This window comes from Bacillus sp. URHA0034 (assembly GCF_056280405.1).
Genome location: NZ_JBWCDK010000002.1, coordinates 2225050 through 2238197 on the forward strand (window position 1 = coordinate 2225050; position 13148 = coordinate 2238197).

The 13148-nt window shown below is 36.7% G+C and carries 8 protein-coding genes; all 8 read right to left on the bottom strand.

Features of this window, described 5'->3' with window-relative positions:
* Nucleotides 1-2808: a glycoside hydrolase family 3 C-terminal domain-containing protein gene (locus ACZ9EE_RS12675; RefSeq protein ID WP_476027589.1), complete on the bottom strand. Its 2808-nt coding sequence runs from the start codon at nucleotides 2806-2808 to the stop codon at nucleotides 1-3.
* Between the two features lie 19 nt (nucleotides 2809-2827).
* Nucleotides 2828-3463 (bottom strand): YesL family protein, encoded by a 636-nt coding sequence (locus ACZ9EE_RS12680; protein WP_476027591.1) that lies wholly within the window; start codon nucleotides 3461-3463, stop codon nucleotides 2828-2830.
* Between the two features lie 93 nt (nucleotides 3464-3556).
* Nucleotides 3557-5227: an ABC transporter substrate-binding protein gene (locus ACZ9EE_RS12685; protein WP_476027593.1), complete on the bottom strand. Its 1671-nt coding sequence runs from the start codon at nucleotides 5225-5227 to the stop codon at nucleotides 3557-3559.
* A 50-nt stretch (nucleotides 5228-5277) separates the two neighbouring features.
* On the bottom strand, nucleotides 5278-6180 hold the full coding sequence (locus ACZ9EE_RS12690; protein WP_476027595.1) for a carbohydrate ABC transporter permease: 903 nt from the start codon (nucleotides 6178-6180) through the stop codon (nucleotides 5278-5280).
* Nucleotides 6181-6193: 13 nt separating this feature from the next.
* Nucleotides 6194-7153, bottom strand: coding sequence for an ABC transporter permease (locus ACZ9EE_RS12695; RefSeq protein WP_476027597.1), 960 nt, complete (start codon nucleotides 7151-7153; stop codon nucleotides 6194-6196).
* Between the two features lie 382 nt (nucleotides 7154-7535).
* A complete protein-coding gene (locus ACZ9EE_RS12700; RefSeq protein ID WP_476027599.1) occupies nucleotides 7536-9248 on the bottom strand; it encodes a cellulase family glycosylhydrolase in 1713 nt (570 codons plus the stop codon).
* A gap of 315 nt (nucleotides 9249-9563) precedes the next feature.
* The gene (locus ACZ9EE_RS12705; RefSeq protein WP_476027601.1) at nucleotides 9564-11135 is read right to left on the bottom strand and encodes a response regulator transcription factor; all 1572 of its coding nucleotides are present in this window, start codon (nucleotides 11133-11135) and stop codon (nucleotides 9564-9566) included.
* The gene (locus tag ACZ9EE_RS12710; RefSeq protein ID WP_476027604.1) at nucleotides 11128-12903 is read right to left on the bottom strand and encodes a sensor histidine kinase; all 1776 of its coding nucleotides are present in this window, start codon (nucleotides 12901-12903) and stop codon (nucleotides 11128-11130) included. Before ACZ9EE_RS12710 ends, ACZ9EE_RS12705 begins: the two co-directional genes overlap by 8 nt.
* Between the last annotated feature and the right edge of the window lie 245 nt (nucleotides 12904-13148).

Consider the following 13148-nt stretch of genomic DNA (forward strand, 5'->3'; position numbering starts at 1 on the left):
TTAAACGATTTTTAGACTATTTAAAGAAACAGGGCCTTCAAATTTTACATAGACATCGTGAATCCCTTTTACCTCTTCAAATTGTGCTTCAACATCCCGCCATTCAAATGGATACATGGAATTAACGCTGAGATTGGCAAGGCTCTTACCGTTTACCTCATCTAGCACAACGGCGATTGTTCCTGCACCGCCATCAGTTGCTGCATGTATCTCAAGCTGCCGGCTGCCTGCCCCTAAATCAACATTTTTAAAGCAAATCCAACCATTTGATTTATTGGTGACACAGTTCCAGTTGTGATCCCCTTTATTGAGGAACACGTTTTCATAGTCATCATAGTTTTCCGCTTTTGTTTCTCGAGTTAAATTTCTTGGTGGTACTGTTTCACCATCAATACTTATTTCAGTGCTTAATCGAATATCTTGGCTGGAGCTTCCAACTGACAGAATGCATTGTCCATTTTCCAAACAATTTCTTTCCTGGCTGACATCCCAAAAAGAAAGCTGCTTTGATTCCACCGTTAAGAAAAGCTTTCTTGTTTCACCAGGTTTCAGTGTGATTTTTTCAAAATCAACTAATTGCTTCAATGGACGTTTTACTGAAGAACCCTTTATTGTTGCATACAACTGAACGACTTCACTAGCTTCTATCTCACTGTTATTTTCAATTTTAAACGACACAGTGCTAGCGTGATCTTGGAATAGTGTATCTGTTTCTACTTCCAGACCTGAATAATTAAAATGTGCATAGCTTAAACCATGTCCAAACGGGTAAAGCACTTCCCCCTCTGTATACATGTAAGTTCGCTTGCCTTTAATGATGTCATAATCAAAGATGGATGGAAGCTGCGAAACATCCTTATACCAAGTCATACTTAATCTTCCAGATGGTGCCGCGTCTCCGAAAAGAATAGAGGCAATTCCATCACCGAGCCTTTGTGAACCATGTGAGGTGTATAGAATGGCTGGGATATGATCATTTGCCCAGTTAACGGCAAATGGGTAGCTTCCGACGATGACAACAATCGTATTTGGATTCGCTTTAAACACTTCCTGAATCAGTTTTTCTTGGTGTTCTGGCAACACGATATCTGGACGGTCTTCTGTTTCACGTCCATTAAGCATCGGATGATTTCCAACAACAACAATGGCTGCATCAGATTGCCCTGCTGCTTCCACTGCCCGTTCAATCCCTGATGAAATAACTACTTTCTCGAATTCCTCGGCTGTTGAAGAAGCAATGAGTTCTTTTGTTCCAGAAACGGCTAATGATTCACCTTCCCATGCTGATAAATGATAGTGACTGCCATGATTTAATTGGCTGAGGGTGACCTTCTCTCGAATAAACCAATCAAATACTTCATTTTTATCAGCTGAAAAATAAGCTCCCTTTTCCGCTTTTCTGATATATTTTTGCTGGGCCACACTCTTTAGGACATTACTGTCCCAGCCCCATTCTTCTAATTCAAAGACTTCGCTTTTCCCTATAGTAGAACTGCCTGCGACTACTCTATTTTCATCATTAACAGTTAAATAAGCATTTTCCCTAATAGACTTTAACGCAATTTCGTCATTCCCTTTTACGAATATAACCTCTTTATCTTTTAATCTATTGATGATTCCTTGTAATGGCGTCACCAGGTGCGGTGCATAGCCTGTATACCAATCCTTGTAAGCCTCGTCCGCGTTAGGTCCGATAACAGCAATTTTATGAATCTTCTTTTCATCGAGAGGTAAAACATGATCGTTTTTTAACAACACGATGGATTCCTTTGTGGCTTCAAATGCAAGCTGATCATGTTCTGCGCTGCACATTTTTTCAACTGGGATTTCATGATATGGATTCAATGACACATCCTGGTCAAAGTGGCCAAGGCGGAATCTTACACTTAACATATTTCTGATTGCTGTCGTAATATCGGACTCTGATATCCAATTGTTTTCCAATGCTTCATAAGCCGACTTTTCCACTAGCTCCTTGTCATCTACAAAACAATCAATTCCTTTTTTCAACGCATCCGCCAGTGCTTCGGCAGGTGTATCATAATAATGGTATTCTGTTACGTTAAGTGTAAGTGCCCCGCCATCACTGACAACATAACCATCCATGCCCCATTCATCTTTCAGGACATTCCTAATTTCATGAATCTGCATACATGGAATGCCGTTCACTCCGTTATAAGCTGTCATTAATGACAGCGCATTGCCTTCTTTGAATGCCGGTTCAAATGCCTTCAAATAATACTCGTTTCGATTTCTAGGATCGATACTGTTTGAAAGATGCCCACGGCCATATTCATTGTTATTTCCGTAAAAGTGTTTCGGTGCTGCTACCATTTTCAGGTAAAATGGGTGATCCCCCCGCATGCCGCGAATTAATTCCGTTGATAGTTTGCCGGTTAAGTATGGGTCTTCACCGTAAGCTTCCTCTGTCCTTCCCCAGCGCGGATCCCTTTCCATATCAATGGTAGGTGCCCATAAAGTTAAACCATGATTTCGATCATTGAGCTGGTAAAATACACGGGCTTCATCTCCAATAGCATCTCCGATTCTTCTCAGCAATTCTTTATTCCAGGTACTAGACAGACCAATGGGTTGTGGGAATACCGTTGTTTTCCCGCCCGAGCGGTCCACTACTCCGTGCGCCGCTTCTCCGCCTATATGATATTCTTCAATTCCAAGGCGGGGGATGGCACTTCCCGAAGTAGATAGCAGGCTGATTTTCTCATCTAAAGTCAGCTCTTCTATTAAATTATTTAATCGATCCTCAAAAGGCTGGGTTTCATCTTTAAATAGCAATGTTTTATTCATCCATCTTCGCCTCTTTCATTTATAATGTGTTTAATTTTTGAAGATTCATAGCCTTTACCTGGACTTTCTCGAAAGCTTTATTGGCAGACCACATGACGATATAACTTAGGATACTGCTGCCAAAAAAAAGAAAGACACCAGGAAGATAACGCAAGAGGATATAAGTGAACCATACTCCGGCAACCATGATGATAGTATAAGGAAATTGTGACAATCCCATCATGATGGAATACCTTATATAAGCAAGTGGATTTAATTTAAAATGTACGTAGGTCGGAAAGAAGTACATAAAGGAAATTAGATATAACACCGCTACGATCAGCAGCAACATAACCAGTACAATATTAAGACTGCCTGGTGATAGAACTAAAAATCTTTCATCAATAAACAAAACATAACCTCCAAGTAAATAGACAAGTCCCACTTTATTCGACTTAACAAACTCGGACTTGTATACTTTCAAAAAGGTGGACCAAATCGGTATATCTGTATTTCCTCTAATCCAGGCCCGTGTGATGGTAAATAAAGAAATAGTCGCCGGCATAAATCCAAAAATGATGAGTCCTGTCAATGTGAACAACATCCATAATAAATTTACATAGCCGAATTTCATGATCCAATCACAATATTTATATACATTCCCATTTAGCTTCATCTTTCTCCCACCCCTCTTGCTACATATTCTACTTAGTGGAAAAAAGGACCGAATAATTTTGCCAGGTCCTTTTTTCCCTCTTGTCATTTTAGATTATTTGCCGCTCCATAATTGAATACGAGCTTTAACCAGTTTGGTATATTCATCTTCCATTTTCTTAACGCCAATTTGATCAAGTGCTTTCAAATAAGCATCCCAAGCTTTGTCAAAGTCCTCAGGTTTTGCAAGGATTGCTTTTGAAATATAGGCTTTTGCAGTGTCTTCAGACTTTTGGAAAATCGCACCATATTCAGTATTGCTGGATGCATTAATGCTCCAAGCCGCACCCCATGCTTTAACAGGGAATTGATCTTTATCAGGGAATAAATCCTTCCAAGTTTTAGCGTTATAGTGTGCTAATACATCCTTTGTAGAAGCAGAATAGTTTTCAACAACGTTTTCTGGGAAGTTCGTCGTATAATAATTTCCGGTTGTATCTTTAACACCATCACCGAATCTCATAGAGATGTTATACATGCCAATACCGGTTTTCTTGGTAAACTCAGCATTGTTCTTTGTTTTTTCAGTTTGAACATCTGCTGGGATTACACGTTTCTCATTTTCAACTTTATATTCTTTACCCTCAATACCCCAGTTATTTAGGATTTGACCTTCATCTGATGCTAAGAAATCAAGGAACTTGATAGCACGAACAGGATCCTTGCAGCTTGTTGTGATACCAACTCCCCAGCCGCCTGAAAAACCAATATCTTGGAAATCAGCACGTTTATACTGGTCATTTATTACTACCGGATAGTGTCCATATGTTAAATCATCTTTACCTGCACCTTTTAAGGTGTTTTCAGCACTGCCATAATCCCATGATTGGTCAGCTAGACCGACAACGCGTCCGGAAGCAATTTTTGCCTGGTATTGGTCATATGTTTGCACAAAGCTTTGAGGATCTAACAAACCAATCGCATTCATGTGATTCAACCATTTGAAGTATTCTTTTTCTTCCGGAAGTCTAGAATGGAAAGTGGCTTTATATGTTTTTGGATCAATATAATATTCGCCATCATCCGGTTTGCCAGCGGCACCAAAGGCAGGATTGGTTACAGTAATAAGGAAATGCCAGTCACTGCCGATCAAAGACATACCAATTGTTGGTTTTCCATCGACTGTTGGATGCTTTTTCACGTAGGAAGTTATAACGTTTTCATAATCCTGCAGCGTCTTGATTTCTGGATAACCCCCCTCCTTAACAGCTGCATGTTGAAGCTCCATACCGCCGCCGGCATCAAAATATGTTTGTCCAACAGAATCATAAGTTGGAATGAAATAAACTTTTGGATCATCATTGCTATACCTTAAACGTCCCCAGTTGTCGCCAATCATTTTTTTGATATGTGGAGCATATTTTTCGATTAATGGTTTTAGGTCAATCATCGCACCTGCATCCACCATTTTGGCAGCAGAGCCTTTGGGGCTAATTAAATCAGGATATTGGCCGCTGGCAGCGATTAAGCCCACTTTATCATCGTTTCCTACTTGGAAAGATGCTTTTAACGTAACACCGGTTTTTTTCGTAAGTTCCTTCCCTACCTCATCCTGCATATTGTTCCAGGTCGGATTAGGGTCTGCACTAAAATAAGATAGAGTAATTGGACCAGTACTTGTTTTTTCTTTTGTAGCACTGGAGCTTGTATCGCTGCTACAAGCAGTTGTGCCGAGTAACATCATTGCGGCAGTAGCTAAACCTAACACTTTTCCTTTGACTTTCATGGATTGAACCTCCCTTTTTTATAAAACGGTTTCAGAAAATCTGGCCTTACTCAATCCTTAACAGCACCAAGTGTCATCCCCTGCATGAAATACTTTTGCAAAAATGGATAAATAAGTAGTACAGGTACCGTAACAAAAATTGTAACTGCCATCTTTATTGATTCCGGTGTTACCATATTAGCTAGTTTTTCTGCAGTTTGCGCGTTCACATTAGTGGTGGAGTTCGTGTTTTGCATAATTTTCACTAACTCAAATTGCAAGGTAGTTAAATTGGGGCTCAACGAGTTATAAAGGTACGTATCAAACCACGAATTCCATTGGCCAACTGCGATAAAAAGAGCAATCGTTGCAAGAACTGGTTTACAAAGCGGCAAGATGATACGCCAATAAATGACAAAATCATTTGCCCCATCAAGTTTTGCTGATTCTTGCAGTGAGATTGGTAATCCATCAATAAATGAGCGGATGATAAATATGTTAAATACACTAACCATCCCAGGTATGACATACACTAAAAATGTATTCATTAAATGAAGATCACGAATTAGCATATAACCTGGTACAAGCCCGCCAGAGAAATATAGTGTTAGGGCAAAAAAGGTAGAAATGAATTTTCTGGCACGATAATCTTTTCTGCTTAGTGTATACGCTATCATTGAGTCGCAAAAGACTCCCAAAGCAGTCCCAATCACCGTTCTTAAAACTGAATTCTTTAAACCGATTAGCAATGTGTCGTATTCTAATATCTTTTTATAATTATCTAATGTGAAGGCACGGGGCCAAATCGTAATACCGCCCTTAACAGTATCCTGTGATAGATTAAAAGAAATCGCCAGCACGTTTAAAAACGGGTATAGCATGACAACAACTACAATAAGCATGAAAACAATATTACAGGTATCAAAAATTCGATCAGAGGTACTGGTAGGTAAGGATTTTCTCTTCTTCGCCATGGTAATCCCCCCTTTACATTACACTTTCGCCAGTTGTTTTTTTGAAAATCGCATTGGATGTAAACAATAAAATAATACTAACAACCGAGTTGAAAATACCAACCGCTGTACCATACGAAAATCTGCCTAAACTAATACCGTAGTTTAATGCGTAAAGTTGAATAACATTGGAGTGACTTTGAACAAGTGGATTTCCCAGCAGCATTTGCTTTTCAAATCCGATATTAATTAAGTTACCAATTGATAGAATTAATAGAATCGTAATGGTGGTCCGAATTCCAGGTAATGTGATATGCCAAATTTGGCGAAATCTCGATGCACCATCTACTTTAGCTGCTTCGTACAGTTGTGGATCAATTCCAGCTATAGCAGCAAGATAGATGATGGTATTCCAACCAACCTCTTTCCAGACATCCGCGGCTGTGACAATTTCCCAGAACCAATTTTCCTTTGACATAAATTGAATTGGCTTATGGATAATATGCAGGTTTACGAGAATCTGGTTCACAATTCCATCGTCTGTAGATAGCATTTGTATTACAATTCCGGATACAACTACCCATGAAACAAAGTGGGGTAAATAGGAAATTGTCTGAACTGTTCGTTTGAAAACTTGATTTTTTAACTCGTGTAAAAGAACTGCTAGAACAATCGGGCAAATAAAACCAACAACCAACCCCATGATACTCATTGCAAGAGTATTTCTCATCACTAGGTAAAAGTCATGATCAAGAAATAATTGTTTAAAGTTTTGCAAGCCAACCCATTCTTGCTGTGAAAACGACAACCCAGGCTTATAATTCTGGAATGCCATTGTCCATCCCCAGATCGGAATATAGGAAAAGACAAAAACCCAAATAACAAAAGGAAAGGACATTAAAATTAAATACTTTTTATTTAGAATCTGGGCCCATAATGATTTTTTTGTTTTCACAACTATTGGATTTGAAACTTCTAATGGTTGCGCTTTCATTCCTCTGCCTCCTTTAAGTCTATGTAATTATAGTAATGGATTCGGTAAACTATAAAAACCTGAAAAATTTAGACACTTTTCATATAGTTTTTAATGATTTTAAACATGTCTTTTAAAAATCATTTATTAAGTAGAGAAAACTCATAATGTGTATGGTACGGTTAGAGCATTGACAACGAATTTAGAAAAAGTAGAGAATACTAATCTCTTATAAATTCAATCAAACGTTCGTTTAAAACTAAATTAATATAGAAAAACCAGGTACCCTATTTCATGATGGGTACCTGGCACACTTACTTAATTTCTTATTTTTGTTTTCTAAATTAGGAACTGGAGTTTTGCGGTATTGTTTATATCCTCTTCGTGGTACTGTCACAAGAGTTTACTTTTTTAAAGCTATACCTACAACCTGATCCCCGGCCTTGGTAACTTTATAAGTGATCGCTTCCCCGCTCCAGAAATGGAATGTTAATTCCACTTCACGTCCATCGGCAACATCCTTAAAGAAGCGGTCTAGTCCATATGGGAATGTTACCGTATTAGTTTCATAGGATGGTGAAAAAGCATAGCCAAATTCCTTATAGGATGTCCAATTTTGCGGACCAGCATTGCTGCCGTCATCTGTGTATTTCGCTTCCATTGTCCGTAATTGTGTTCCGTTAAACTGAAGTGGAATCGTAAAATTACTTGTAGTTCCTTGCGCATCCGCAAATACCGGTGTGTCATACTTATAAACATTGAAATACCAATTTGCACCACTGTCAAAATGAGCTGTTAATACAGCCACTCTTCCTAGTTTTTTGGAATTTAAGTTAGAAAGCAGGCTTGCTCTAATCGTTAAATCTTCACCCTTTAATTTATAGTCTTTACCAGCCTTTAAGTCTTTTCCATCAAGTTGAAGGGAAACAAAATGATTTCCTTTTAAATCAAGCCTTTTCGTGACATCCTTGAGTTTTTCACCCTGCTTCAAGTAAATAAAATCAGTATCAGCTGTCGCAGAGCGGCCGCTCCAGCTTGCTTTCATCATGTCATAAAGCTGAGGATCGTTCCACTCGTATGAGGTACGATTAATGTGTTGTCCATTGTCCCAAAGCATATGAACTAACCCTTTTTCCTGCGCATAATGAATCATAAACTCGAAGTATTTTAATTTTTCACCTTGTTCAATTGTACCGGTATTTTGGTCAAACCCAAGCAAACCATATTCACCAATAACGACTGGTATGCCGTTAGCAACAAATTTATCGTGAACTCGGTCAAACGTTGTTACGATATCGTTCATGGTATCTTTTTCAAAACTTGAATAACCGGCAATGTTCACGCTAAATGGCCAAAAACCATAGTAGTGTACCGTAGCAATAATATATGGATCATGTAATCCGGTAATGAAATCATAAAGCGCATTCACTTTTTCCGGCTCAGAGCCTGTATTTAACGTAGGCAAAACAAGCGGACGGATGTCATTATTCCCGCCGGTATTTCTTACGATATGATAGAAAGAAGCATTAAGCTCATTTAAATACTGGATATTTTGAGTGGTGTCACCTGTATAGAATTGCGGTTCGTTTTGGCTTTCAAACATTAAATCAAGAGGATAATCTTTGAAGCGGTCAGCCAGTTGTGTCCAAATCGCATTATATTTAGCGACAGTGTTATCATGAACATATGGCATATTGGCAATCCAGTTCCATGAATCGTGATGAACGTTGATCATGACTTTCAATCCTGCATCAAGTGACCAATCTACCACAGTTTGCACTCGGTCAAGGAATTCTGGATTAATCTTATTATCTTGATCCAATCTGGTTGCGAAAGTAATAGGGATACGGATACTTTTAAAGCCTTGCTGTGCAATTTTATCAATTAATTCCTTCGTTACTCTTGGGTTCCCCCAAGCTGTCTCATCGAATACATCTTTCCCTGTATCGAATCCATCAAATGAATTTCCCAAGTTCCATCCAGGCTGCATCGCATTGGCATATGATTGAATGTCATACTTTGGCTGCGGTGTTTCTACTGCAGCAAAGCTTTTGGCCGGGAATGATAAAGAAAACAGCATCAGAGCACATAATACTACCTTACTTATGTACCTCAAAAAAAACCCTCCCTTATTTTCTTCTGTAACTTGCGTCAGCGCTAACTAAACATCATTCACCTCCATCGTTTTATTTAAAATCCCTCTCCTAAGAACTGTTAGCGCTTTCAACTAAATTTTAGTATAAAGAGGATTTAAAAAATACAGGAAGAATTGGACCTAAAATCATATAATAATTAAGCTTTTTATCCAAACTAGATGGATCTGCTTCAATAAAAAAGAATAATAGTTGATAGATTTATAAAAAAGCTGCCTAACCAACTTAAACTTAGTTGATTAGACAGCTTTTTTTATTATAGAGTCAGGAAAGCTTTATTAAGCCAATTCTTTATCTGTTTCTTTTTTAAAGGCTGAAGGAGAAACACCAACATATTTTTTAAATTTGCTAAAAAAGTAATCTACATTCGTGTATCCAACAAGTTCTGCAACCTGATATACTTTTATATTTTTCTTTAGGAGCTCTTTTGCTTTTTGAATTCTCACTTTATCAAGATAGGTGTTAAAGGATTCACCAGTTGTATTTTTAATTAATTTTCCCAAATAGGGACTGCTGTAATTAAATATCTCCGCAAGAATTTCCAACTTTATATTTTTTTGATAGTTTTCATGAATGAATGCAAATAATTTTTCTATTTGCACTTCCTTTGTATCGATTTTCATCTCTTTTAAAATCAAAGAAAAGAAATCGATGATGCCGGCTTCTAGTTGATTAAAGCTTGCGGAATGATAAATTTGCTCAACCAGGTTCGGATATTCTTCCTCTAGCCATGATAGGCTTGAATCGGCACTGATTAACTTTGTTACAGCAGAGGAAACCAAATGAATATACTTCTTTTTAATCGCATTTCCAGATTCTTTATCCTCAATGCAAGAAAGAAAGTCTTGTTGAATAATTTTTAAAACTACTTCCTTGTTGCCCATTTTTAATCCATAAATAAGCTTATCAATCAGTTCATTCTCATTTTTTAAAAATTTATTTGCGTCCTGAAGAAAAGATAACTTTGGGTTAATGGATGTCTCAGGACAGATGGGTGTATTCTCAGAGTAGAAAAATTTCCTATTAAGCAATTCCTGGGCTGTTTCATATGAATTTTTTATCTCAGATAGCTGCTTGACTTCTGAACCTGCAATAATGCAAAAATCCCCATAAGGTTTTAAAATCCCCATTAATTCGAGGTACAAAAATTTTAAATTTTTATTTTTTGTTATTTGTTTATTCAACAGAATATAAATTGTTGATGTAAAAATAAATGGAACTCCTCTGTTGTTTTCACCAAAGTAGTTTTTTAAGAACTCTTTTAACTCTGTTTCTTTTTTCGAAAAAACGCCTTGTTGTAATTCCTGAAGCAGCAGAAGTTGATAGGAATCCCATATTAAGTCTAGGTTCTTCGCTTCAAGTAGAATAGTGTCATCATTAAATGTATCATTTTTGGTTAATAAAATTGAAATCAGTTGTTCTTTGCGAGCCGGAATATTTTTTTCCAAAAACGATTGATTTTGTTTTTCCTTATCGAGGACTATTTTTATTTTTTCTAAACTGCAAACCAGTTCATCCTCATTTATTGGTTTAAGAATATAATCTTCGACTCCCCAGGATATTGCTCTTTTCGCATAACTAAATTCAGTGAATCCACTGAGTATAATAAAGTGCAGGTGTTGATTCGTTTTTCTTATTTCTTCGATTAATCTGAGACCATCCATTCCCGGCATTTGAATATCTACTACCATCACATCAATTTTCCCTTGATATTGGTTATACTTTTTTAATCCTTCAGTACCACTTGAGGCAGTATCAATAATGTGAAACCCATATTCCTCCCAAGGAATAATTAGTTGTAAGCCTTCACGAATCATTGGCTCATCGTCGACAATTAACACATTATGCACTCTTAATTCCCCCTAAAGGTATAGTGAAGTATACTCTTGTCCCGAAGTTTGGCTCTGATTCTACCTTTAAGCCATAACTTTCTCCGTATGCGAGCCGAAGCCTTTGGTGAACATTACTCAATCCGATATGTCTTCCATCATTATCATTTATATCATTTAATCTTTCTTTAATCTCTTTTAGCTTATCTTGACTAATTCCCTGTCCATTATCGACAACCTCAATAAGTAATTCATGATCTATCATTCTTGCTTTCAAAGAAACAAAACCATCTTTTTCTTTATTTCGTAATCCATGAATCAGTGCATTTTCTACTAATGGCTGAACCGAAAGTGGTGGGATGTTGATAGGTTTAGATAAGGAGTCGATAAAGATATCATATGATAAGCGACTTCCAAAACGAAACTTCTGGATTTCTAAATAACTTTGAACCATTTCAAATTCACTCGTTAACGGTACGTCCGAGCTGCTAACCTCTAAATTTCTGCGCATTAGGTATCCAAGTTGTTTTACTATATGACTTGTCTCTTTGTCGCCATTAATTAGCGCTTTCATTCTTATTGATTCTAAAACATTATATAAAAAGTGAGGGTTAATTTGACTGGCCAGCATTTTAAACTTTATTTCTTTTTCTCTGATAACCTGCAAATTTTTCAGAATCTCAGCTTCTTTAATATCACTCATTAATTTCTTAATATTATCGATCATAAAATTGAATTGATGCGCTAGCTTGCCAATTTCATCATTACCCGCCAAATTTAATTTTGTATCAAGATTCCCTTTCGTTATCTCGTTTATTTGGGTACTTAAACGAGAAATCCGATTGGACAAGAATTTTGAAAAAAAGTAGATTAAGATAATCGCAATCATACTACTAATCAAAATGAGAGTAAGTGCAAGCATGCTCGTTTTATTGGCATTTGCAGTAATACTTTTAACAGGAACCATCGTTACAATTTTGAAATTATTGTAACTTGATTCAGGCTTTATACTGGTTATTACCATTTTATAGGAATGATTTTGTAACATTATATCAAATGTTCCATTATTCTTTAGTAATTTTAAAGGAAGTTGGGTGATATCGTGCTCTATTAAGCCTTTTTTGCTAGAAGCAATAATATCTCTTCCGTTAATAATTAAAGTGGGGGAAGTATACTCATCAAGAATCGAATCAAAATAAGAACGATCAAGATCTAAAACCAGCAGTCCATAGCTGTTGTCATGCAGGAAGTCAATTCTTCTTACCAATGTTAAATATTTTCGATTATTTTTTGTGAAATCTTCAGTGAAATACCAACCAATATAACCGCGATGTTTGACAGCTTCCTTATACCATACCTTCTTTTCCTCACTTTTATCCGGTTGGATGACTCTCCAATTATCGATCATCGTTGGGTTATTCATATAAAAGCGTAAGTTGGATACAAAATCATATAAATCCATGTATTCGTCGAAACGCTTATATTGCTGAAATGCCTCAACATATTGGGAGTTATTTATATATTTTGTATTGGCGAATTTCTCTAATTGGTTGTCAAGTAGTAATTGACTTGATATATTAATAGGAACTTGCAAAATCGCATTAACCTGTTTAGCAATCCTTTTATTATCATCCATGCTTTTATTCATCGCATCTTTAATGGAGATTTGCCGTAATTGGTGTGTTAAATAATAACCTGTAATCATGATGGGAATAAAAACAACTATAAGAAAAGAAAAGACTAGCTTTTTTCGGATACTAAGGTCGTTAATATTTGATATGAACTTCATAAAAAATTTGTTTTGCACGCATACCATCCAATACCTTTTTATTTAATCTATATTCCCAAGAAAGCATCCATACTTAGTCTCTCTATTTCCAAAAAGAGACTATAAAACTATTATAATACAATTTTTAAGCGTTTACATTCAAAATTCTGACAATTTTTTTAAAATTAAGGCAACCGCCCTAAATGAACTGACCCTCATCAAGTAAAGAGAGGAAAGAAATAATCTGCACTGAGCTCTTTTTCCCT